The organism is Opitutus sp. ER46 (assembly GCF_003054705.1).
Taxonomy (GTDB): domain Bacteria; phylum Verrucomicrobiota; class Verrucomicrobiia; order Opitutales; family Opitutaceae; genus ER46.
Genome location: NZ_QAYX01000018.1, coordinates 266,791 through 290,076, shown reverse-complemented (window position 1 = coordinate 290,076; position 23,286 = coordinate 266,791). Strand labels below are relative to the sequence as shown.

Below are 23,286 nucleotides of genomic sequence, written 5' to 3'. Positions count from 1 at the left end.
GCGTGATCAAGCAGCGGCGCGTTGGCGCGCCAGGTCAGCTCAACCGCACCGGCATGATCACGCAGACGAAGTTCTCCAGCGTCTTGAACACGCCGGGGCTCACCTCGTCCTTCACCTCGAAGAACACCTCGTCCTTCGCCAGTGCCTTGAGCGGATCCATCAGAAATGCCGGATTGAAAGCAACTTGGAGATCGGGTCCACTGTAGCTGATCGCCATCGACTCATGCGCTTCGCCGAAATCGGGACTGGAGGCCGTGATTTCGAGCAAGTTGCTGGTCAGCTTGATCTTAACCGAATTCGCCTTCTCGGAGCAGACGAGGGCGGCGCGGTGCACGCACTGCTGGAACAGCTCGCGCTCCAGTTTGATGCGCTGATGCGTCTCTTTCGGAATAACCTGTTGGTAATTAGGATAGTTACCCTCAACGACCTTCGAGTACAGGTAGATGTTGTCGATCAGGCCGCTGGTGTCCTTGTCGGTCGCGATCTGGAAGGCGGCGCGACGCTCACTAAAGTTGATCTTCACCTTCTCGCCGCGCTCGAGGAGCCGCGTGAGTTCGCCGACAGTCTTGGCCGGCAGAATGATGGCGCCCGCGCTCGCGGCCGGAACTTCCATCTCCTTGGAAATGAGGGCGAGACGACGGCCGTCAGTGGCCACAAGCGAAAGCTTGTCGTCGCGGAAATTGAAATAGACGCCGTTGAGGATGTAGCGGGTCTCGTCGGTCGACTGGGCGTACGAGACGCTCTTCAGCATCATCGACAGCTCCTGCTGCTCGAGCGCGTAAGCCTTTTCCTCCCCGAATTCGGGCAGCGCCGGAAACTCTTCCTTGCCGATGCCCATGATGCGGAACGTCGAACCACCCGAGGCGAGCTTCACCTGGTGATTGGGCGCCGCGTCGAAGCCGACGTCGACATTGGGCAGCTCGCGTACGATGCCGGCCAGGCGCTTCACGGGAAGCGTCACCGAGCCCGTTTCCTTCACCTCCGCCTTGATCCGGCAACGGATCCCGAGGTCGAGGTTGGTGGTGGTGAGCGAAATCTGGTCCTTCTCCGCTTCGATCAGCACGTTGCTCAGGATCGGCATTGTGGCTTTGGAGCCGACCACGTTCAGCACTTGGGCAAGGCCGTTCGCAAAATGATCGCGGTTGATTTTGAATTTCATGCGGGGCTGCGCGCTGGGTTCTTTGAGGAACTTAACAAAGGCTAAAAGAAGAGGGGTTCAATAGAGAATTACAGCAGTATTCTTATGGGCTGCGAACAACTGCAGCAACTTGGGATTTCTCCTCGGAAAACGTCCGGTGCGAAGCGGTGAAAAACGTCCGATAACGCGTCGCGAAAAGGGGCGGTTATTCCCCGCCTCCTAATTGCCGAGAAGCCATGCGCAGGTTCTTCACATGGTTTTCGACGGGGTGTCGGAACCGGGGTTCGCCGGGCTGGTAGGCGTTGCCGCCACCCGACTGCGCCGCACATGCCGGATCAGGCCGAAGAAGATGTAGCCCAGACAGGCTGCGAATACCGCCACTTCCTTGAAAAGAACCAGCAGCCCGAGCACCACCAACATGATGATGAAGGTCTGCGGCCGGGTGCGCGTCTGCAGATCGACGTTCTTGCCGCTTGGATACCGCACCGTGCTCACCATCAGCACCGCCACCAGCAACATCAGGAAGGGCAGGGCGTAGGCCCAGCTCTGCAGCGAGCGATCCTTCTGCGCGAGATCGAGGAGCAGGAGCACGAGCGACGCCACCGTCGCCGCGGCCGCCGGCACCGGCAGCCCGACGAAGTCCTTGTTGGAGTCCTTCTTGCCGGGGCGGAGCAACGGATTGGTGATCACGTTGAACCGCGCCAGCCGCATCGCCGCGCACAGCAGATAGACAAACCCGATAAACCAGCCGATGTCGCGGAAGAGCGGCTGTCCCTGCGTCGGCGAAAGGATCAGGTAGAACATCAGGAACGCCGGTGCCAATCCGAAGGACACGACGTCCGCCAGCGAGTCGAACTCCGCTCCAAACAGCGATTCCCGCCCGCCCATGCGGGCGAGCCGGCCGTCGAGCGCGTCAAACGCGGCGGCGCCGAAGATCAGCCACACCGCGGTGCGATAGTGTTCGGCGTTGCTGTGGCCGCGGTATTCGAAATTGAGCGCGGTTTCGGCGAGACGGGCCTGGATGCAGCTCACGATGGCCATGAAGCCGCAAAAGAGGTTTCCGGCCGTCATCAGGTTCGGCAGGAAATAAATGCGGCTGGCCTGCATCACGTTGTACGGGTCTTCGCGGGCGGCCAATTCGTCGCGTTTCGACGCTGCCGCGGGATCGTGAGGGCGGCGGAAGTTCATTTTTTCGTCAGGCTTTCGAGGTACTTCCAAAACTTGGAATCCTGCTCGATGAGCTGCTGCTCGGAGACGGGCAGCTTGTTGCGCAGCAGGAAGTCCTCGAGGGAGTTTTTGTGCAGAATGTAGTGAACGTGCAGCGTGTCGCCTTGGAGCTGAAAGTAGAACCGAAAGTCGCCGCTCCGCAGCCGGAAGTACTGCATCGTGCCGCGCCGGAACGAGCCGAGCGGCTCGCGCGGATGCGCCAGATCAGCCGGCTTGAGGCTGCTGATGGGATCGACCACGTCGAGCTGTGCCAATTTGTCCAGGCGGTTGAGCTCGCCCATGGCCTGTTCGGAGAAAGTGACCTGATACATGTAAGAGGAACGGATGCGAAAGAGACGTTTACGTTCGACCGCTCATGGCTGCACCGGACCTGCGTGAACCACTGTCGTTCGCCGGTTCCATGAGCGCCCCCGGTGTATCCGGCACCGACTCACCCGCAACGCTATTCGCCGCCAGCGCCTTGCGCGGAGAGTTTTTCCATTCGCGTCAACGCGCGGTCGCGCCACGCTGCGGCATGCCCGTCACTCTCCCGGATGTTCGTGCCGCGCAACGTCGTATCGCTGGCGGCGTCACCCTGACCCCCTGCGCGGAGTCAATCCCGCTGTCGGAAATCACCGGCGCGCAAGTCTTCTGCAAGTTGGATAACTTCCAGCGCACCGGCTCCTTCAAGGAGCGCGGTGCTCGCAACGCCCTGCTGCAGTTGCCCGCGGAGCAGAAGCGCCGCGGCGTCATCGCCGCCAGTGCCGGCAATCATGCGCTCGGCCTCGCCTACCATGGAAAACTCCTCGGCGTGCCGGTCGTCGTCGTCATGCCCGACTACGCGCCGCTCATCAAGATCACCACCTGCCAGCGGCTCGGCGCGCGCGTCATCGTCCACGGCCGCGATTTCACCGAGGCCCGCGCGCAGGCCAACGCGCTCGCGGCCGCCGAACGCCTCCAGTACGTCCACGGCTTCGACGACCCTGCCATCATTGCCGGTCAGGGCACCATCGGGCTCGAGCTCCTCAAACAGGTGCCCAATCTCGACGCGATCCTCTGTCCGGTTGGCGGCGGCGGCCTCATCGCCGGCATCAGCGTCGCCGTGAAATCGCTCCAGCCGCGCATCCGACTCATTGGCGTCGAAAGCACCCACACCGCCAACCTCAGCGCCGCGCTCCGCGCCGGGAAACCCGTCGTCACCGCCCGCCATGCCACGCTCGCCGACGGCCTCGCCACGCTGACCGTGGGCACCAACGCCTTTGCCCTCGCCCGGGATCGCGTCGATGAGGTCGTGAGCGTAAGCGAGGACTGGATCGCCCTCGCGATCCTGCGGATGCTCGAGCTCGAGAAGACCGTGGTCGAGGGCGCCGGCGCCGCGCCGCTCGCCGCCATGATGGCCGGCAAGCTGCCCCAGCTCGCCGGCAAGCGCGTCGCCCTGGTCGTCGGCGGCGGCAACATCGATCCCTCTATTCTCAGTCGCGTCATCGAGAAGGGCCTCGTCCACGATGGCCGCCTCACGCGTTTCACCGCGCGCATCAGCGACCGGCCCGGCGGGCTCGCCGAACTGAGCCGCGTGATCGCCTCCTGCGGCGCCAGCATCAAGGACATCGCCCACGACCGCGCCTTCAGCGGCGCCGACGTCAGCGCCGTCAACGTGCTCTGCACCGTCGAGACCCGCGACCGCGGTCACATCAAGGCCCTCCACCGCGCGCTGCGAAAGAGCTTCAAGCTGACCGTCGAGCGGTAGGCCAACGCCGCCCTCGCCCCCCCGGACGTGCTTTCGCCCGCGTTCGCCGGCCCGCGGCTATTCCGCGAGCCGGTCGTGCAGCGAGTCGATCCACTCCGTCACCGCGCGGACCTGCGCTTCGGTGAGGCGCGCGTCGCGATGCATCCACGTGTACGAGCGCAGCGGCATTTCGCGGTCGAAGATCTCCTGGCTCATGCGATCGAGCAGCTTGAGTTGCGTCGCCCGATCGTGCGCGCCGAACCGCGACAGGTTCAGCTCCTCCTTGCCTTCGCTGATGTGGTCGGCAAGCCACCACGCCACGGGCTGCACCTGCGCGTACCAGGGGTAGCGCGTGGCATCCGAATGGCAGTCGTAGCACGCCGCGCGCAGCACCGCCGCAACCTCCGCCGGCGGCTTGAACCGCACGATGAAATCATCCGCCCCCGGCGCGTCGCCTGACTGGTTTTTCGCCGGCCGAAACACCTGCAGCACCAGCAAGACAATCGCGACCGCGAGCAGGATCCGCTTCAGCATGATCCGCAGATGCTAGCCCAACTTCCGCCGTTTGCCACCCCGACGACGCGGCGCCATGTGTACTCACGAACGGCAGCCTCTCTCCCATTCCGTGCTCACTTTCACCCTCACCCTCACTCTCACTGACGGCGCGGCCCCGCCGCGCCGTCACCAGTTGTCGCTGCGGAAGGGCACCACCGGCAGCCCGGTGCCGCTGAAAAGATTGGCGTCGGGACAATTCCGCCACGCGTAGCGCACCGCGACCGGCTCCTTCACCTCGGCCGACGACACCACGAGCGTGTCGCGGTCGATCCGGCCCGCCGCCGGCTTGAACACGCGGTCTGCGCCTGCGATCTCCAGCGCCTGCGGCGGCTTGTCGTGCGAAATCAACCCGCCGCTCACGTCGGTGAAACGCACGCGCAGTGTCGCTCCTTCGCGCGTGGCGCTTTCGAAGGTCGGGCCGGTGTCGTCGGCGGTCAGCTCGTACACGCGGTGTTTCGCGAGCAGCGCCAGCCGTCGGCCGACTTCCTGTTTGTTGCGCGGATGAATGTCCACGGGATCGCCGAGGTCGATCGCCAGCGCCTGCCCGGTGTTCGGCAACACGAGGGTCTTCGTCTGCGCCTCGCGCAGCCAGGCCCAGCTCATGTCCGTTGGATCGTTCGCCCGCCACGCCGCCAGGTTCACCCAATAGAAGGGCAGGTCGCCTTGTCCAAAATGCGCGCGCCAGGTGGTGATCATCGCGGCAAAGAGCTTGTCGTACTCGCCCGCGTGGTCCGCGTTGCTCTCGCCTTGGTACCAGAGCACGCCGCGCATGCCGTACGGCAGCAGCGGATGAATCATGCCGTTGAACAGCCCCGCGGGCGCCCAGGGATCGCCGGCGAATCCACGCGGCCGATACGGCTTCGGATTCTTCTGCCGCCAGGCCGCGAATGTCTTCTCACCCTGGGCCTTCGCCGCCGCTTCGGCCGCCGTCCAGCTGGCCAGCTTCGCCTCATACTCCGCCTGGGCTCCCGGCTGCTTCGCCGTGGCTTCGGCCCATCGGGTCTGCACGGCGCCAAATGCCGGGTCCGCCAATGCCATCGGGCTCATCCACGCCTCGATCGGGGTGCCGCCCCAGGAGCTGTGCACCAGCCCGACCGGCACCCCCAGCCGCAGGTGGATGTCCCGCGCGAAGAAATAGCCCACCGCCGTGAAGTCGCCGACGTGCGCGGGCAGAGCCGCTTTCCAGCCCGAGGTCGTGACCTTCGTTTCCGGCGTGGCCGAGGTCTGCGGCACGATCCGGATGTGCCGCAGCAGCGGATACTGCGCCGCCGCGATCTCGCGCTCGGCGTTCAACGCCTGGCGCACCGTGAATTCCATGTTCGACTGCCCTGAGCACAGCCACACCTCGCCGACCACCACGTCGTGGATCACCACCGTGTCCTTCTTGCCCGCCACCGTCAGGTCGGCCCCGATCGTCCGCACCGGCATCGGCTCGAGCAGGATCACCCAGCGTCCGTCCGCATCCGCCTTCGTCGAGCCGCTCTGCCCGGCGAAACTGATGGCCAGCTTCTCTCCGGCCTCCGCCGTGCCCCACACCGCCACCGGCTTGTCGCATTGCAGCACCGCGCCGTCGGCGAACAGGGGCGCCAGCGTGATCTCCGCCCGCAATGCGACCGCGCCGAGGCCCGCCAGCGCCGCCCACGCGAGCGCCTGGCCCAGCCTGACCGCCTTCAACCGCAGCAATTGCAGACCCATGCCGCGGACTCTGGGACCGGCCTTTTCGGCGGCAACCGGTTTGTGGCGGCATCGTGCCGGCTCCGGAGCCTGCTGCCGGGACACCGGTCCGCGATGGTCTCCGCGCGGTCTGGACTCAGGCAGGCGCCACGCCTGGGGCTGACGTGGCGTTCCGGTACATCACCCAGTTCCGGACCTTGTCGTGCCTCCAGCCCAACGGGGGCTCCGCTACGACCTGGAAGCCCAGCCGGGTGTAGAGCCTCACGTTCGACTCCAACTGCGTCGAAAGCACCACCTCGCTTGAAGGACCCAGCGCCGCAAACGCCTGGGCCAGCGATCCGGACGCAATTCTCTGGTTCCGGTGCCGCGGCGACACCGCCACCAAGCCGAGGTACCAGCAGCGGACGCCTTGCATCGCCGTCGCGATTGTCCGCTCGTTCTGCTTCATCAACGACAGCATCCGGACCAGCGCCGCCGGCCCAAAGCGGAAGGGCATGCCGAGTATCCCCAGCCGGACGTAGTCGAAGACCGACGGCGCGGCCGCGTCCGGTGGCGTCAGGCTGAACGTTCCGATCACCTGGCCGGTCTCTCCCGGCAGGCAGATCACCTTCACCTCGCCGTAGCGCAGGTTCAGCAGCACCTCTCGCCGGAAAACCCACCGCAGTCCGCGCATCGTGTCCTTCGGGCCGAAAATCTGGCGGTACACCGGGTTGTCCCAGAAGACCTCCACGAGCAGGTCGGCCACGGGGTCGAGGTCTCGCATCTCGAACGGCCTCACCGTGAATTTGCCGGTCCCTCCCGTCTCGGGCCTGGGCATTTCGTGCATGGCGCGATTGCGCAAAAACCTTTGCGCAGCGTCAACCCCGCGACGCGTTTCGTACGTCTCCGCCGCGGCCTCAGCCGCCCGATGCGGGCGAGTCCTCGTCCACGCCCTCGGGCTCGGCCTCAGTCTCGCGCTTGTCCGCAGCGCCCGGGTCCGCCGGATCGGCCGGCGGCAATCCCACCGGCGGATGCAGAAACGCGTAGAGCTCTCCCGCCAACACGCGGCCAAATCCTTCGACTTCCGCAATCTCGTCCACCGACGCCGTGCGCAACCGGTCGATGCTGCCGAAGTGTTCCAAGACCGCGGCCCGGCGTTTCGCCCCAAGGCCCTCCATGTCCTCGAGCACGCTCTCGCGGATCTTCCGCGAGCGGAGGTTCGCGTTGTACGTGTTGGCAAAGCGGTGGGCCTCGTCGCGCAGCCGTTGCAGGAGATTCAGGCCGGGATGACTGAGCGGCAGATTCAGTGGCGACCGTTCGTCGGGAAAAATGATCGTCTCGTGCTGCTTCGCCAGGCCGATGAGCGCCGGCGGCGTGAGATCCAGCGCGTAAAACGCCTTCAGCGCCGCGCTGATCTGCCCGCGCCCGCCGTCGATCACGATCAGGTCGGGGAGGGGACGGTGCTCGTCGCGCAGGCGGCGGTAGCGGCGGCCGACCACCTCTTCCATCGCCCGAAAGTCGTCGTTGCCGATGAAGCTCTTGATCTGGAAACGCCGGTAGTTGTTCTTGTCCGGCCGCCCGTTCGCGAAGTGCACCATCGAGGCCACCACAAACGTGCCCGAGATGTGCGAGATGTCGAAGCACTCCATCGTGCGCGGCGGCCCCGGCAGCTGCAGCGCCGCGCGGAGCATCTCCAGCGCCTCCTCGTCTCCCTCGGGCCGCGTCGGATCGATCCGCTCGAAACGCCGGGTCTTCCGCAAGGTCTCCTCCAGCGCGAACACCACGTCGCGCAGTTCCGCCGCCTTCTCGAATTCGTGGCGCAGCGCCGCCTCGGTCATCTCCTGCCGCAGCGTCTCCAGCCACTCGCGCGACTTGCCCTCGAGGAACGCGCACGCGTCGTCCACCCGGCGCCGATACGCGTCCGCGGTGACGATGTTCTCGGTGCCGTAGAGCTCCTCGCGCACGTCGTCGTACAGCCGCCAGGTGCCGTCGGGGAGCTGTTGCGGGGTGCTGTCGCCGAGCAGGATGCCGAACTGCCGCCGCATCTGGGCGAGCGTCTTCCGGAGCAGCCCGCTGTGCGCGAACGGCCCGAAATACCGCGAGCGATCCTCCTTCTTCAGGCGCGTCAACCGGAACCGCGGCAACTCCTCCCCGAGGTCGACGCGCACCAGGAGGAAGCGCTTGTCGTCCACGAAGTCGGTGTTGTACCGCGGCCGCCACTGCTTGATCAGCTTGCCCTCCAACAGCAGCGCCTCCGGCTCAGACTTCACCTCGATCGTCTCCACGTCCGCGATCAGGTCGATCAGCGCGCGGATCTTTGGCTGCGCCACGGTCGCCGCCCGCCCGCGCTGGAAGTACGAGGAAACCCGCTTCTTCAGGCTGCGCGCCTTGCCCACGTAGATGATCCGCCCGAGCCGGTCCTTCATCAGGTACACCCCGGGTTTGTCCGGCAACTGCCGGACCTTCTCTTTCAGGGTGATCGGCGCCGACTCGTTCATCGCCGGAAGCGCCGCGCCCGCCCGACCCCCGCGTCCAGGCCCGCCCGCTCCGCCGTGGTCGGCGGAATGCATTGGCTGGCGGGACCCTCCCGCAGGCTTCGGTTCGTCGCTGGCATTTTGGGAGAATCCGCCTAATTTCCGGCCTCGCAAGTATGGTTTCAGCCAACAACGCGGGTGGGTCCGCTCCGCTTCATTCCGTGCACGACGTCCGCTACGAACTCCTGACGCTGGGCGACGAGCTGCTGCTCGGACTGACCCCCAACACGCATCTCACCTTCATCGGTCTGCAACTCGGGCGCCGCGGCGCCCTGCTGCGCCGCAACGTCACCGTGACGGACGAGGCCGACGCGATCGCCGCCGAGTTTCGAGCCAGTTGGGCCCGCGCCGACGTTGTGATCACGACCGGCGGGCTGGGGCCGACCTGCGACGACCGCACGCGCGACGCGATCGCGGAGGTCCTGGGCCAGAAGCTCGTTTTTGATCCCGCCGTCGAAAAGGAAATCGAGGCGCGCTTCGCCCGGCTCGGGCGGAAGATGACGCCCAACAACCTGAAGCAGGCTTACGTGTTTGAGCGGGGCGAGGTCCTGCCCAACCCCAACGGCACCGCGCCGGGGCTCTGGGTCGAGCAAGACGGCCGGATCCTGGTCATGCTGCCCGGCCCGCCGAACGAGCTTCACCCGATGTTCCTGGAGCAGGTGGTCCCGCGGCTCGCCGCGCGTGGCCGTTTGCTGGAGAGCGAGGCTTTCGTGCAGTTGCGCACGGCCGGCGTCGGCGAGTCCGCGCTGGAGACCAAGCTCCAACCGATCTTCGACCGCTACGGTTCACGCCTGAGCATCGCGTACTGCGCCCATCTCGGCGCCGTCGATTGCCGGGTGAGTGCCGCCAATGGCGAGCTGTCCCGCGCCGAACTCGAGGCCATCGCCGGCGAGTGCGCCACGCTGCTGGGCGACGACTTCGTCTGCTTCGGCCACGATTCCCTGGCGCGGGTGTGCGCCGAGCTCCTGCGACAGCAGGAGAAGAAGGTCGCGGTGGTTGAAACCGCCACGGGCGGGCTCCTGGCCAACGCGTTTTCTGAGACCTGCGGCGCCTGCAAGTTTTTCGCCGCCGGCGTCATCTGCTGCTCCAACGACGCCAAGATGCAGCTCCTCGACGTGCCGGAATGCCTCCTGTTCCAGCATGGCGCGGTGAGCGACGAGGCCGCCGTGGCCATGGCCACGGGAGCGGCGGAAACACTTGGTGCCGACTACGCGCTCGCCATCACCGGGTTCGCCAGCGCGACCACCGGCGAGGAGGGCGGCACGCTCGGCACCGTGTACCTCGCCCTGTTCTCCCCGTCCGGTGTCTGGTCCAAGAAACTCAACTACCCCGGACCCCGCCCCACGATGAAGGCGCGCGTCGTCAACGCCGCCCTCGACTGGCTCCGCCGCGAGCTGCTGCGCGCCCAGCGTGGCGCCATCATTCCGCCCCTGCCGCTCCGCGCGCGCTAGTGAAGCGTCGCCTCCTGAGGGGCTGCGGCCCCGGAAGGCCGCCCCGCAGCCCCGGAAGTTTTCCGATGCGAGAATCGGGTGTCATCGGCCGGGCGGCGCCTTGCCGGGCCGTCCGGGCGCGGTCCATGCTCTCCGCCTAGGAAACTCCCACACCCACCCATGCGCTTTGAGTATTGGCAAGCGGACGACGGCACCTGGACCTGGCATCTGAAATCTTCCCTGGGAGACATCGTGGCCAAGGGTGTGCCGACGTCCGACCGGGACACCTGCTTCGCCACGATCAAGATGGTCAAGCTGGCGGCGAGCGCACCCTGTCGCGATATCACGCCGCCGCGCGCCGGCCTCGTCGGCGCCAGCTCGTCTTCCGGCTTCATGTCGATTCGCGTGCAGCCTGCTTGACGCGGGCCTTGCGGCTTTTCCCTCCGGCTGCCGGTCACCGCACGGTGACTCCTACCCCTTGCCGTGCATGGCCGGCAGCCCGAGGGTCTTTCCGCCGGTCTGCGACCGGCCGAAAAGTTGCAGGTGGAAATGTCGCAGGTTGCAGGTCGGTTCACCACCGGCCCCTACGCCTGATCGGTGCCCTTGCACTCTCACCCTCACTTTCACTTCGAGCGCAGCGCGCCGCGCCGCGCTCGATCACGCTGGCAACCGGAGAGTGGCCACGCAGCCGGGGGCATCAATGCGGTTGGCCAGCGTAAGCGTGCCGCCGTGGTTTTCGGCGATCTGACGACACAGCACCAGACCGATGCCGCTGCCTTCGGGCTTCGTGGTGAAGAAGGGCACGAACAGATTCGTCGCCTGCTCGATGCCGGGGCCCTCGTCCTTGACCAGCAGTTCGACCGCCGGGCCGGACGCCTCCCAGGTGACGCAGACCTTGGCCTCGGGCCGGCCATTGCCGCGCTGCTCGAGCGCCGCCTCGACGGCATTTTTCACCAGGTTGATCACGAGTTGTTCGATCTGCGCGGCATCGCAGGGGAGGGTGATATCCGGGCCGGGCTGCAGCTCCACGGGCAGCCGGGACTCGAGCGCCACCACCCGGCGCACCAGCGGCGCGAGTGGCGTCGGCGCCAGCGTCGGCTTCGGCAGGCGGGCAAAACGCGAGTAGGCCTGCATGAAGCGCGCGAGCATCTCCGCGCGACTGGCGATGATGTCGAGGCCGCTGCGCATGTCGTCCTCCCAGTCCGGCGCGCGCTTGGGGGACTTCAGCAGCGTGCTGAGGCTGCCGGCGAGCGACTTGATCGGCGCGAGTGAGTTGTTCAGCTCGTGGCCGAGCACGCGCACGATGCGTTGCCAAGCCTGCAATTCCTCTTCGCGCAGCGTCCGGCTTAGGTCGGCGATGACCACCAGCTCGTGCGGGCGACCGCCTTCGCGAAACTGGCTGCGGCGCATGCCCCAGCGGCCACTTGCGCCTGGAAAGGTGAGCGTGAGCACGCGGTTCGGCTCGCCCGTCAGGCATTCGGCGAGCCCGAGTTCGGCGGCGTCGCGGCCAAGGATCCGTTCCGCCGGCTTGTTCACCAGAAGTTGCGCGGCGTGGTTGGCCAGCCGGAGCTTGCCCTCGGCGTCGAACGCGAACACCGCGATCGCGATCTCCTCCATGACCGTGCGCAGCAAGGCGGTCGCCTCGAGCGCGCTCAGCCGCTGCTCCTGCAACGTGCGGCTCAGCGTGTTGATCTCGGTCATGACGTCGCCCAGCGGCTCGTCCCGATTGGCGCCGCGCGCGCGGACGGCAAAGTCGCCCTCGCGCAGCGCCGAGAGGAGGTTCGCCATCGTCTGCAGCGGGCGCACCACCCGCATCCGTACCGCGACTGCAAACCCCAGCCAGCAGCCGACGACCAGGAGCGTGAGCGTCCACTGGTGCTTCGCATCCGGCGCGTGCTGGTCGAACCACACGAACCACATCGCCACGAGCACCGCCGGCAGTCCGCCCAGCAACGTGTCCACCAGCACCTGCTGGTCATGGGAAAGTCGTCTCTTCGGCGGCGGCATGGGGGGAAGAAGAAGCTCTAGGCGGTAAGCGGTAAGCGTTAGGCTTCAGAAGACCAGACGCGAGTGAGCGCGGCCGGCTCGGGGGCTGAGCCGAACCTAGGCTAGTTGCAGGCGATGGGTCGCCTGCCTTGGGGACTTCGACTGGGCATGGGGACGTGGTCAGGGGCTCAACTTCGAAACGAACGCACCCATCATTCGGCGGAGCTGCAAGGTGTCCTCAGCTAAGCGTGCTCCGGTTTCTTTCGCTAGGTAGCCCAAGTCGGTCGCGAGGAGAATCTCGTAGTCCAGTTCCGAAGCAGAGCCCAATGCGATAAATGCGAAACGCCGCAACTCAGCGTCGCCGTTGCGCCCACACCCTTCGGCTAAATTGGCTGGAATCGACATCGCAGCTCGTCGCAGCTGGCTGGTTAGTCCGAACAACTCGTCCTTGGGAAAGGACTTTGTGGCGGAATAGACGTTCAGCGCCAAAGTATGGCTCAGTTTCCAAATAGTTAGCTTACGATAATCTTTCATGGCGACCAACGTTGCCGAGTAGGTATCGGCTACAGAAGCCTAAAGCCTATCGCCTAGAGCTTACCGCCATTGGGGTCTGCGCCTCTTTGCGGCTATAATAGTCACAATCCGTACTTCTCCAACCGGCGGTAGAACGCGCTGCGGCTGAGGCCCAGTTCTTCGGCGGCTTTGCGGGCGTTGCCGTCGCAGCGGGCGAGCGTCTTCTTGATCAGGAACGCTTCCACTTCCTCGATGCTCATCTCCTCGATCCGCGGCGTCGCCTGGCCCGCCGTCAGGCCCAGGTCCGGCCCTCGGACCACCTTGCCGGACGCCATCAGCACGCCGCGCTCGACCGCGTGGTCGAGTTCGCGAACGTTGCCCGGCCAGCTGTACGAGCGCAGCGCGTCGAGCGCCGATTCGTCGAAGCCGGTGATCGGCTTCCGATAACGCTCCACGTGCGCCTTCAGGAAATGCTGCGCGAGCAGCTCGATGTCCTCGCGGCGCTCCCGCAGCGGCGGCAGGTGGAGCTGGATCGTGTTGAGCCGGAAAAGGAGGTCCTGGCGGAACTTCCCGGCCGCGACTTCGGCCTGCAGGTCGGCGTTCGTCGCCGAGACGAGCCGGACATTGGCGCGGTAAGTGCGCGACGAGCCGACGCGCTCGAACTCTCCCGTCTCGATCGTGCGCAGGATCTTCGCCTGCTGGCTCAGCGGAATGTTGCCGATCTCGTCGAGAAACAGCGTGCCGCCATCCGCCAGCTCGAAGCGGCCGGCGCGATCCGCCTTGGCATCGGTGAACGCGCCCCGCACGTGGCCGAAGAGTTCGCTCTCGAACACACCTTCGGGCAGGCCGCCCATGTTGACCGAGATGAAAGGTTTGCCGGCTCGCGCGGATACGGCGTGCAGCGCCTGCGCCACGAGTCCCTTGCCGGTGCCGTTTTCACCGGTGATCAGCACGTTCGCATCCGACGGGCCCACGCGCGCGATCACGTCGAGCACCGGCCGCATCGCGGCGGACTGTGCGATCAGCGTCGGGCCGGACTTGCCGGTGCCGCGCAACAACTGGTTCTCCTGCTCGAGCCGGCGGTAGGCCCGCACTGCGCTGCCGAGTTCGATCTGGTTGCGGACAATCGCCAGCAGCCGGGGGTTGTCCCAGGGCTTGGTGATGAAATCGCGGGCGCCGCGGCGCATCGCCTCGACCGCCACGTCGACCGTCGCCCAGGCCGTCATCACGACGACCGGCAATGCGGCATCGATGGCCTGCAGCTTCTGCAGCAACTCGAGTCCTTCCTGCCCGCTCGTGGTGTCACGCGCATAGTTCAGGTCCATAAGGACCATCGCGTAGTCGCGCGCCTCGACCGCCTTGATCACTGCCGCCGGGGATTTCACGACCTCCGTGGCGTAGCCCTCCGCTTTCAACAGGAGCCGGAGAGCTTCGAGCACATCAGGCTGATCATCGGCGACGAGGATGCGTGGGGCAGCGTCGGACATGGAGGGGGAATGACGGGAGAGAGGCGGAAGGTGTCAAGCGGGCCGACTCAGGCTGCGAGCTGGTAAGGCGACCGCGGGCCGACCGGCGCGGAGGCCGCGGCGTGGGTCGCCAGTGGCTTCGCGACCCGATAGTCGGTGACCATCGTCAGCACCGTGAGCACCGCGCCGAAGGCGAGGAGAAGATTGCCGGTGGCGAGCGCCGCGGGGAGGTTGAGGCCGTTCGTTTCGGCGGTGAAGGCGGCGGGAACCGCGGCGGCGAGGACGAGAGCAAGGGTCTTGAGGATCGTGTTCATTGTGTGGGTGGCTTTGTGGTTGATGCCCTCCGTATTGCAGTGCCCGTGCCAACCTTCTTGTGTGTTCATAAAACGCTAATATAAAGTAAGATGTAATATTCCGACGCATTTTAGGCCGCGTGCGCAGGCGCGAGCTGTGCGTCCCCCGGGAAACACGATTCCCACGAATGGGACGCTTCGGCGTTTGGTGTCGGCTCCGACCGCATTCGCCATCCCTCCGGCGCCCGACTGTCCTCACTCTTCAGATACGCCAAGCGACCTTCGCCGGGTCGTGTCCGATAACCACCTTCCCCCCAAAACGGCGTAGCCGTTTTGGATAGCCGAATCGCGGACGTCGTCCGCGATTCGGCTACGGCTATGGCGTGAGATCCTGCTCCTCGGGCCGGGAGATCGCGGTCGTCCGCCAGTTGAAGAAGATCGTCAGGAACCGGAAGATCGCCGTCACCACGGTCGCGATGATCGCCGCCAGGGTGGCCGTGAAATGCATCTGCACCGTGAGAAACACGAACGTCACCGCCCCCGCCACCGCCGTCAGCACGTAGAATTGGCCGGGTTTGAAGACCAGCGGCTCGAGCCGCGTGATGATGTCACGGAGCAGGCCGCCGCCCGCCGCATTGATCACCCCGACGAAGACCGCGGCCGGTGCGGCCAGTCCGGACTGCAGCGCCTTCTGCGTGCCGAAGGCGGCATACGCGCCGAGTCCGAGCGCATCGATGAACGCGATCGTCCGGCGAAACCGTTTCACGTGGGAGCCGAAGAACGCCCCCGCGATCGTCGCCAGCACGATCGCCTCCATGTACCGCGGATCGGTCAACAGCGGCGTCGGGCCCGTCCGCGGCAGGAACACGCCATCACGGATCAGGCCACCGCCAAGCCCGCACGCGAGCGCCAGAAAAAAGGTGCCGACAATGTCGTAGCCGCGCTTCATCGCCGCCAAGGCGCCTGTCAGCCCGAAGGCGAACGTCGCGCCCAGGTCGAACCACACTGGAAGCAGAAAGGTGCCGTGAGGCATAGCCGCCAAGGACAACGCACCCCGCCTCCGGTGACCACTCCCAAAGTGGGTTCGGGGTCATTCAGTCTTTCTCTTACTCTTCCTCTTTCTCTTTCTCTAAATGTCTCGTGTATAGATCGATGCGCAGCGTTTGAGAGAAAGAGAAAGAGGAAGACGGCGCCCTGTGCCCCCCCACATCGCGCCGTGCTCCCCGTCTACTTCGCCGCAACCGCGTCCTTCACCAGCGCGGCGATCTCCGGTGGCAATTCCATGCCCAGCGCGAACTGCTGGGCCCGCGGCGTCATCTTGCGCCAGGTTCGCCGCAAGATCTCGACGAACTTCTCCCGCGGGTAATCCGCGTGCTGCGCCGCAAACGCCCCGATCTCGTTCTCCAGAAACACCAGGCACGCCGCATCTTCGAGCGCCTGTGTGCCGGGATTGGTTGCGAGCTCGGCCTTCGATACCCACGTCGCCGCCTCCGCGGCCTGGTCTTCGGGCACGCCTGCCTGGAGCAACAGTTGCCGTGCCCGCTCCGCCTGTTTGGCGTACAGGCTCTTCCGCCACGCGTGGTAGCCCGCCTTGTCCATCGGGAAGCTTTCCCGCGGCACCCGCCAGCGTTCGAGATGCTGGGCCCGTGCCGCCAGCCGCAGCAGCGCCGAGGCATCCGGCACCAGCCGGCTGACCCAAGCATCCATGCGTTCCCCGTAAACCTGCTCCGCCGGGCGGCCATCCGCCGCCCGTTTCGGGTCGGCGGCATGCGCCTCGTCGATGAGCCTGCGGGCACGGACGTAAGGAGACATCCCGCCACTGGAAACCATTGCCCCGGGGGCGGCAAGCGGCTGGTTTTCACCTGCCATGGAGCTTCCGGAGGACTGTCTGCGCTGCGGCGCGTGCTGCTTTTCCGCCGCCATCCGGTACGTCCCCGTCACCGGCGCCGACTGGTCGCGTTTGGGGCGCGATGCCGAGCACCTGGCCCACTTCATCGGCAACCGTGCCTACATGAAAATGACGGACCACCACTGCGCCGCCCTCGAACTCCGCGCCGTGTCGGAGGGCGGTTGCACCTACTTCTGCACGATCTACGCGCATCGGCCCCAGGTCTGCCGCGATCTCGAACGCGCCTCGCCCCAGTGCGCCGGCGAACGTCACGTCAAACCGTCCCTTGCCACCGTGCCTCGTGATTCCTCATCCACCATTCTCAATGCTTGATTCGTCATTTGTATCCTTCTGGGGTGTTCTCCCTCCCAGCCCACACTCGCCTTGAGCTGGCGGCGAAATTGCTGAAGCTTCGACCAATGGCTGCGCTCCACCCCTCCGGTTTGGAAGCCGGACTCACGCCGCCGCGATTCTTCCTCCTAACCTTCGGGATTACCCGCAGGTTCGGCCTGTTTGCCCTGGTTCTCGCCTGCGCCGCCGGCCTGTGGGCCGAGGACGGCCCGGAGGGCGCTCTCCCTCGCGACCTCAGCCGGCCGGTCGTCGTCGCCACGTCCGAGGTATTTTTCCCGTACCAGTATCGCGACCGCAATGGCGCGCTCGTTGGTTTTGCCAATGATGTCACCGATGCCGTCGCGCGCGCCGTCGGCCTCCATCTCGAGCGCGTGCCGATCGCCAACACCGACATGGGCCCTGCGCTCCAAAGCGGACGCGTCGACGTCCTGCAGTTCTGGAGCGAAACCCCCGAGCGCCGCGAATGGGCGGAATTTTCCGTCCCGATCGCCCGGTTCGAGACCGTCGCGGTCGTGCGCAAGGGCGACTCGCGCATCCGGCAACTGAGCGATCTCAAGGGCCGGCGCGTCGCCGTCGGCCAGCGCGGCACCGTGGGGCATCGCTTCCTCGAGACGGAGATGCCCGAGGCGACGCCCGTCTTTACCGAAACGACCGAGCAGTTCCTGCGGCTGCTCGCCGCTGGCGGGATCGATGCCGCCGTGATGTCCCGCCTCACCGCCATCGCCACGATCGATCACCTCGGCCTCGACAACCTGCGTGTGCTCGATGACCGGATCACGGGCGACGCCTACGACGTCCGTTACTGCTTCACCGTGCGCCGCGGCGACTCGATGCTGCTCTCCCGCCTCAACGAGGGCCTCGCGATCGTTCACCGCAACGGCCAGTTCGACGCCATCTACGACCGGTGGTTCGGCCGCTACGAGGGCCGACGTTTCACCGCGCTTCAGGTGATGAGCTACGTCGCCATCACGCTGGCCCTCGCCTGTGCCGCCGTGTCGTGGGGACTCCTCCGCCAGCGCACGCTCTCCAAGCACGTCAAGGAACAGGCCGCCCAGCTCAGCGCGCAGAGTTCGCTGCTCGCCGCCCTCTTCGACAATCACCCCCTTGCCACTCTCGTGATCGAGGTCCGCGGGAGCGACCTGCTGCTGATCTCCGCCAACCCCGAGGCCCTCCGCCTGTTCCGGTTGCCGACCGATCTCTCGCTGCCCACCGAACTCAGCCGCGTGACCCTGCCCCAGGAGGTCAGGCTGCTGCTCGGCGACGCCGTGCATCGCGTGCGCACCAACGGGACTTCCTCCCAATGGGAAGCCCGCATCGCCGAACGGCAGCGCCTCATCGAGATGACCGTGCTGCCCATCGGTCACTCCGAGGATGGCGCCCATCGGGTTTGCCTGCTCTCCAACGACGTCACCCAGCGACGGCTCATCGACAACGAACTCGCCCAATCCCGCCGCCTCCGCGCCCTCGGCGAACTCGTCGGCGGCATCGCCCACGAGTTCAACAACCTGCTCACCCCGATCATCGTCACCACGAGCCAGGCCCGGGCCATGACGCACCTCTCGCCCGAGCTGCAGGCGGATTTCACGGTGATCGACAATGCCGCCCGGCGCGCCGCCGAGCTGACGAAGCGGTTGCTCACCTTCGGCCGCAAGAACGACGAGCGTCGCGCGATGGTCGGCCTCGCCGAAGCGGCCGAGAACTGCTTCGCGCTGCTGCGCTCCACCGTCGACCGCCGCGTCGAATGGGCCATTCGAGCCCCGCGCGACTTGCCTCCGCTCTTCGTCAATCCCACCGATCTCAACCAGATCGTTTTCAACCTGGTCATCAACGCGCGCGACACGCTGCTCGAGAAACTCGCCCAGCCACACGACAGCCGCTGGTCGCCCCGCCTCACCGTCACCATCACCGAGCTCGGGCCGGCCGACTACGCCCGCGAGGTCCTGCCGCCCGGCGCATCGACGTCTCCTTTCCCGGAAAACGAGGAGACTTCCCTGCGCCACCCGCTTGGCTGGCAGCGCATCACGGTCGAGGACAACGGCTTGGGCATCCCGCCGGAGCACGTCGAGCGGGTCTTCGAGCCGTTCTTCACCACCAAGGCGATCGGGCAGGGCACCGGCCTCGGGCTCGCCACGGTCTGGCACCTCGTTAACGAGCTCGGCGGCGAAATTTCCCTCGAGTCGAAGCTCGGCGAGGGCACGAGCTTCTTCGTCACCCTCCCGCAATGGCCCAAGCCGGCCGACAAGCCCGCCCCGGGCCACCCCGCCCACCGCCCCATCGGCCTCAATCGTGGGCTCCGCATCCTGCTCGCCGAGGATGATCCCCTGGTGACGCGGGCTGCCATGGCGGTCCTCGAACGCGCCGGTCACCTGGTCATCCACTGCATCGATGGCAGCGAGGCCTGGAACCAACTTACCGGCAACGGCCCCGAGTTTCAGGTGCTGTTGCTCGATCTCAACATGCCGCGGCTCAATGGCATCGACCTCATCCGCCGCGTGCGCCGCAGCAACTACGCCGGTGCCATTGTGGTTATGAGCGGCCGCGTGTCCGACGAGGAGCGCCAAGCTCTCGGCGAACTGCAGGTCGACCGGCTCGTCAACAAGCCCTTCAGCGCCGGAGACCTCATCGAGGCCCTGCAGGCGCTCCCCCCGCTCAAACGCTCAAGCCTGCCGCGGGGCTGAATTCCCTCCCGTGCGCGGTGAGCGTCGCGCCGCCGTCACGTCGGCCTGCGCGGGCGGATGATCCGTCAATTCGCCGCCGCGGGCGCTTCCGCCGCGATCTGCGCCAGCAACTCGTTCTTCTGCTCCTGGAGCTTCGGGTCGTCGATCGTGTTGAGCAGCGTCTTGGCGTGCTCCTTCTTGCCCATCCGGATGAACACATTGGCCGCATGCACGCGCATCATCTGGCGAGCGGTCCCGGTCTTCGCGGTCTCCTCGAGCTCGCTCCAAACCTTCAGCGCCGCCTCCCAATCCGGGTGCTCCATTTCGTAAAAGGACTTCGCGTAGCTGTAAACATACTCGACCCGGTCCGGCGCCAGCTCGGCCGCCCGCTTGAACCCTTCCTGCATCGCCTGGTCCAGCGCGACCCGGGTCCACTCGCCGCTCTTCAGGAATGTGTCCCGCGCGGTCGCGAGCAGCGTCGCGAGCTGGTAGTGATAAAGCGGTTCGTTCGGCGCGAGTTTCACCGCGGCGAGGAAGTACTTCGCGGCGTCGATCGGCTTCCCATCCTCCGCGAGCATGTTGCCAATCTGGTTCTTCACCAGGGGGATATTCGAATCCAGTTGGTTGGCCCGCAGCAGCATCGCCATGGCCTCCTTCCGCATGTCGACCTTCGAAAGAAAGTAGCCGTACGACGCGAAGCCCGCCGCAAAGTTCGGGGCGCCCGCGATCAGCCGTTCATAGTCGTGCGTGATCGACTGCGCCTGCGTCCGAAACGCTTCCATGTCCATCTCGTCGCCGCGTTTCTCCGCCTCGGCAAAGAGCTGCTTCTGCTTTTCCACGATCTGCCGCAACGAGCGCTCCACCATCGTTTCACTCTCCTCCGCCCGTACCAGAGCGAAGGAGAAAACCAGGAGGCCAAACAGGAGAAGTCGTTTCATGGAGCCGAAGTGCGACACCCTCCTCCTCCCCTGGTGCCCCTGCAAGCCCCGGCCCTGACCCGAGGGTGCGTGCCCCCCTCATCATCTTTCTCTTACTCTTACTCATTATCTTACTCAAAACCCGTTTAACCGACTTTCAGTTAACGAATAACAAACAAGAGTAAGAGAAAGAGTAAGAGTAGGAGAAAGATATCAGAGCGCCCCCCCTCACATCGTCGCCAGCACCAGCAGCACCGACACCGTGAACCCGATGACCAGCAAGGTTCCATGGGCAAAAGCCAGCACCGAGCCTTTCATGATCGTGCGGAACCACGAGTTACCGAACAGCCGTCGGAACATCATGAACGGGTAAATACACAGCCACAGCGTGCCCAACGCCCAAAGCAGTGAACCGAGCGAGGGACTCATCAGCTTCGCGATCTCCGCCCAACCGTTCCGGAACAAGATCCAGAGATAAATGAACGCGTGAAAATGCAGCGCGAGCACCAAGTGCTGCAAATACACCTGGCCCGAGCGCCAGAAGAGCACGCGCGTGATCAGCGCGAAGAACGGCAGACACACCAGCAGCAGCTTCGGAATGTTGTGCAGGAACGCCTCCGTGATCTGCGCCGCCGCTCCCGGCCGCTCCGCCTTCTCCCCGAGTTCCTCCAGCCATCGCAGGGCCGCCGAGTCCTCGCTGCCGGAGATGTTGATGTGTTTCTCCTTCTTCTCACCCTTCTTGGCGTCCCTCGCCTTCAGGCTTCCGACTTCAGTCTTCAGGCCTCCGACCTCCGGCTTCTGGCCTCCGACTTCAGCCCTCAGGCCTCCGTCCTCTGGCCGCTGGCTTCCGACTTCCGGCTTCAGGCTTCCGGTTTCAGCCCTTTTCCTCCCGTTTTCCCGCACCGATTTTGTCGTGCTCGCCGCCGTTGCCAGTGCGTCCGTCACCGTGCCCACGGTTCCGCTGACGCTCGTCGGATCTTCGTGCGACTTGGCATCGAGCACCACCGGCGCGTGCGAGGGCCGGCCCAGGAACATCACGAAGAAGAACACCACGCTGACGAACAGGTAGAGCCGGAACGGCGGCATCTGCGCCGCCCGCTTGCCGCGATTGAACTCTGCCGTCAACTGCCCCGGCCGGAATAGGAGGGTGACGATGTTGCGGAAGAACTTTCCCTCGAAATGAAACCACGTCTCCAGCGCCTCCATGAAGACGTGCCGAAACGAGCGGTGAAATTCGAAGTCGGGCTGGCCGCAGCGATGACAGTACGGCCCCTCCAGCTTCGTCCCGCAGTTCTCACAGTGCGTGTGCTGCGGGCCGTGGTGCCCGTGCCCATCGGAACCACCTGACGCCGCCAGCGCGGCGCCGACCAGCAGTTCATCGCTTCCGGAGAAGGACGGCTCGGGCACGATAGGGCCATCAGGCAGGTCGGGTGTGGCGGACATGGATAAGGGACGGCCAGCGAATCACGGTCGCGGGCGGTAAAAAAGCGGAAATTCAGAGCAGCAACCGGGCCGCCCGCCCGCGCCACGTCCCGGTCGCGCCGGCGCAGAGTCAGTGTCGCCGGTGTCGGATCAACGGGACGATGCCGCTGGTACCGGCGGCGGCGTCCAGGGCCGCACCTCCACGCTGGCGTTGTACGCCGTGGCGGGATGCGACGCTGCGATGCGTTCCGCCTCGTCCAGGCTCGCCGCTTCGAGAAACAGCAGCGCCGTCACCGGCCAGCCCGCCGGCTGGCCCGGCGGGGTGGGTCCCGCGTACCGCGCGTCGGGCGCGAGGATCCGCGGTTCCAGCTTGTGGCCGGCGGCATTCAGTGGCTTCGCCCAGGCGGACACTGCCGCCTGCCGGCGTTGCCGATCGACCTCGGTCAGGGGGTGGGGACCCTGACGAAACAGCACGACGAAAGAACTCATGGTTGTGGGTAGCTGCAGAGCGAAGGCGGGTTGGGGCTTTTTGCAACGGGCGTACGCCTTCGTCATCGGCCACTTTTTGTTCGCGCCGCGGGAACGATTCGTAGTCAAACAGGGCGCCACCGCACCACCCACCATGACGTTCGCCGAAATCGCCTCCGCCTTGCCCAAAACCGCCGTCACTTCGATCGACGGTCTGCCCTTTCCCCGTATCGCCTCCGGCAAAGTCCGGGAGATTTTCGACCTCGGCGACGCGCTCCTGCTCACCGCCACCGACCGGCTCTCCGCCTTCGACGTGATCCTGCCCGACGGCATTCCCGGCAAGGGCGCGATCCTCACGCAGATCAGCAACTGGTGGTTCGCCCAGACCAGCGGCCTGATCCAGAACCACCTCCTGCCCAACCAGCCGGCCGAGTTCGCCCGTCGCGGCATCAAGGATGTCGACCTGCAGCTCCGCTCGATGGTGGTCCGCAAGCTGAAGACCGTCCCGATCGAGTGCGTGGTCCGCGGCTACCTCGTCGGCAGCGGCTGGAGCTCGTACCAGAAATCCGGCGACGTCTGCGGCATCAAGCTGCCCGCCGGCCTGCGCCAGGCCGACCGCCTCCCGCAGCCTATCTTTACCCCCACGACCAAGGCGCCCAAGGGCCAGCACGACGCGCCGATCAATGACGCCCAGGGCATCGCGATCGTCGGCCGCGACCTCTACGAGAAGGTCAAGGCCACCAGCCTCGCGCTGTATCAATTCGGCCACGACCGCGCCAAGCAGGCCGGCATGATCCTCGCCGACACGAAGTTCGAGTTCGGCACCGACTCCGCCGGCAACCTCTGGCTCATCGACGAGGTGCTCACCCCCGATTCCTCCCGCTACTGGCCGGCCGAGAGCTACGCGCCCAACCAGTCCCCGCCGAGCTACGACAAGCAGTTCGTCCGCGACCACCTGCTCGCCATCAAGTGGAACCAGCAGCCGCCTGCGCCGCGCCTCCCCGCCGAGGTCATCTCCCGCACCCAGGAGAAGTACCTCGCCGCCCTGAAAAACCTCCTCTCCCTCTAGCCGATCTCAGGCTC

22 protein-coding genes are annotated in these 23,286 nt (G+C 65.9%); 6 read left to right on the top strand and 16 right to left on the bottom strand.

The annotated features are described in order from the left end of the window. Positions 1-34: 34 nt before the first annotated feature. From dnaN to DB354_RS04675, 3 genes are all read right to left on the bottom strand, one after another. The gene (gene dnaN / locus DB354_RS04685; RefSeq protein ID WP_107834275.1) at positions 35-1,159 is read right to left on the bottom strand and encodes a DNA polymerase III subunit beta; all 1,125 of its coding nucleotides are present in this window, start codon (positions 1,157-1,159) and stop codon (positions 35-37) included. A 228-nt stretch (positions 1,160-1,387) separates the two neighbouring features. Continuing rightward, on the bottom strand, positions 1,388-2,326 hold the full coding sequence (gene pssA, locus DB354_RS04680) for a CDP-diacylglycerol--serine O-phosphatidyltransferase (RefSeq protein WP_107834274.1): 939 nt from the start codon (positions 2,324-2,326) through the stop codon (positions 1,388-1,390). Continuing rightward, positions 2,323-2,676, bottom strand: coding sequence for a cytotoxic translational repressor of toxin-antitoxin stability system (locus DB354_RS04675; RefSeq protein ID WP_107834273.1), 354 nt, complete (start codon positions 2,674-2,676; stop codon positions 2,323-2,325). Before DB354_RS04675 ends, pssA begins: the two co-directional genes overlap by 4 nt. A gap of 203 nt (positions 2,677-2,879) precedes the next feature. Here DB354_RS04675 and ilvA point away from each other — a divergent pair, with 203 nt between their 5' ends. Further along, a complete protein-coding gene (ilvA, locus tag DB354_RS04670) occupies positions 2,880-4,091 on the top strand; it encodes a threonine ammonia-lyase (RefSeq protein ID WP_107834272.1) in 1,212 nt (403 codons plus the stop codon). A gap of 57 nt (positions 4,092-4,148) precedes the next feature. Here ilvA and DB354_RS04665 read toward each other — a convergent pair whose 3' ends face one another. The 4 genes from DB354_RS04665 to DB354_RS04650 all read right to left on the bottom strand — a co-directional run bounded on the left by DB354_RS04665 (position 4,149) and on the right by DB354_RS04650 (position 8,776). Next, positions 4,149-4,604: a heme-binding domain-containing protein gene (locus DB354_RS04665; protein WP_107834271.1), complete on the bottom strand. Its 456-nt coding sequence runs from the start codon at positions 4,602-4,604 to the stop codon at positions 4,149-4,151. A 147-nt stretch (positions 4,605-4,751) separates the two neighbouring features. After that, on the bottom strand, positions 4,752-6,320 hold the full coding sequence (locus DB354_RS04660; RefSeq protein WP_107834270.1) for a sialate O-acetylesterase: 1,569 nt from the start codon (positions 6,318-6,320) through the stop codon (positions 4,752-4,754). 115 nt (positions 6,321-6,435) lie between these two features. Next, on the bottom strand, positions 6,436-7,116 hold the full coding sequence (locus DB354_RS04655) for a GNAT family N-acetyltransferase (protein WP_158277371.1): 681 nt from the start codon (positions 7,114-7,116) through the stop codon (positions 6,436-6,438). 79 nt (positions 7,117-7,195) lie between these two features. Then, complete coding sequence (locus tag DB354_RS04650) at positions 7,196-8,776, bottom strand: excinuclease ABC subunit UvrC (RefSeq protein ID WP_107834268.1); 1,581 nt, start codon at positions 8,774-8,776, stop codon at positions 7,196-7,198. Positions 8,777-8,973: 197 nt separating this feature from the next. Here DB354_RS04650 and DB354_RS04645 point away from each other — a divergent pair, with 197 nt between their 5' ends. Both DB354_RS04645 and DB354_RS04640 read left to right on the top strand, forming a co-directional pair. Further along, positions 8,974-10,263, top strand: coding sequence for a CinA family nicotinamide mononucleotide deamidase-related protein (locus tag DB354_RS04645; RefSeq protein WP_233256555.1), 1,290 nt, complete (start codon positions 8,974-8,976; stop codon positions 10,261-10,263). A gap of 159 nt (positions 10,264-10,422) precedes the next feature. After that, complete coding sequence (locus DB354_RS04640) at positions 10,423-10,662, top strand: hypothetical protein (RefSeq protein WP_107834266.1); 240 nt, start codon at positions 10,423-10,425, stop codon at positions 10,660-10,662. 237 nt (positions 10,663-10,899) lie between these two features. On the opposite strand, the gene DB354_RS04635 is transcribed toward DB354_RS04640, so the two are convergent. The 6 genes from DB354_RS04635 to DB354_RS04610 form a co-directional block, all read right to left on the bottom strand. Beyond that, entirely contained in the window at positions 10,900-12,249 is a 1,350-nt protein-coding gene (locus DB354_RS04635) for an ATP-binding protein (protein ID WP_107834265.1), read from the bottom strand. 159 nt (positions 12,250-12,408) lie between these two features. Further along, positions 12,409-12,762 (bottom strand): four helix bundle protein, encoded by a 354-nt coding sequence (locus tag DB354_RS04630; RefSeq protein WP_107834264.1) that lies wholly within the window; start codon positions 12,760-12,762, stop codon positions 12,409-12,411. A gap of 101 nt (positions 12,763-12,863) precedes the next feature. Continuing rightward, positions 12,864-14,228: a sigma-54 dependent transcriptional regulator gene (locus tag DB354_RS04625; protein WP_107834263.1), complete on the bottom strand. Its 1,365-nt coding sequence runs from the start codon at positions 14,226-14,228 to the stop codon at positions 12,864-12,866. Between the two features lie 47 nt (positions 14,229-14,275). Then, complete coding sequence (locus tag DB354_RS04620) at positions 14,276-14,521, bottom strand: hypothetical protein (protein WP_146180109.1); 246 nt, start codon at positions 14,519-14,521, stop codon at positions 14,276-14,278. A gap of 355 nt (positions 14,522-14,876) precedes the next feature. After that, positions 14,877-15,533, bottom strand: coding sequence for a TRIC cation channel family protein (locus DB354_RS04615; RefSeq protein ID WP_107834261.1), 657 nt, complete (start codon positions 15,531-15,533; stop codon positions 14,877-14,879). 194 nt (positions 15,534-15,727) lie between these two features. Then, on the bottom strand, positions 15,728-16,312 hold the full coding sequence (locus DB354_RS04610; protein ID WP_107834260.1) for a DUF4202 domain-containing protein: 585 nt from the start codon (positions 16,310-16,312) through the stop codon (positions 15,728-15,730). Positions 16,313-16,367: 55 nt separating this feature from the next. Between DB354_RS04610 and DB354_RS04605 the strand changes: the two genes are divergently transcribed. Continuing rightward, the gene (locus tag DB354_RS04605) at positions 16,368-16,721 is read left to right on the top strand and encodes a YkgJ family cysteine cluster protein (RefSeq protein ID WP_107834259.1); all 354 of its coding nucleotides are present in this window, start codon (positions 16,368-16,370) and stop codon (positions 16,719-16,721) included. Positions 16,722-16,807: 86 nt separating this feature from the next. Further along, positions 16,808-19,417 carry a transporter substrate-binding domain-containing protein gene (locus DB354_RS04600; RefSeq protein ID WP_107834258.1) on the top strand — a complete coding sequence of 870 codons (2,610 nt, stop codon included), beginning with the start codon at positions 16,808-16,810 and terminating at the stop codon, positions 19,415-19,417. Positions 19,418-19,482: 65 nt separating this feature from the next. Here DB354_RS04600 and DB354_RS04595 read toward each other — a convergent pair whose 3' ends face one another. The 3 genes from DB354_RS04595 to DB354_RS04585 form a co-directional block, all read right to left on the bottom strand. Beyond that, the gene (locus DB354_RS04595; protein ID WP_107834257.1) at positions 19,483-20,334 is read right to left on the bottom strand and encodes a hypothetical protein; all 852 of its coding nucleotides are present in this window, start codon (positions 20,332-20,334) and stop codon (positions 19,483-19,485) included. A 207-nt stretch (positions 20,335-20,541) separates the two neighbouring features. Then, complete coding sequence (locus DB354_RS04590; RefSeq protein WP_107834256.1) at positions 20,542-21,756, bottom strand: DUF3667 domain-containing protein; 1,215 nt, start codon at positions 21,754-21,756, stop codon at positions 20,542-20,544. 129 nt (positions 21,757-21,885) lie between these two features. After that, entirely contained in the window at positions 21,886-22,224 is a 339-nt protein-coding gene (locus tag DB354_RS04585; RefSeq protein WP_146180108.1) for a hypothetical protein, read from the bottom strand. 133 nt (positions 22,225-22,357) lie between these two features. Between DB354_RS04585 and DB354_RS04580 the strand changes: the two genes are divergently transcribed. Then, on the top strand, positions 22,358-23,272 hold the full coding sequence (locus DB354_RS04580) for a phosphoribosylaminoimidazolesuccinocarboxamide synthase (RefSeq protein WP_107834254.1): 915 nt from the start codon (positions 22,358-22,360) through the stop codon (positions 23,270-23,272). Positions 23,273-23,286 lie beyond the last annotated feature (14 nt).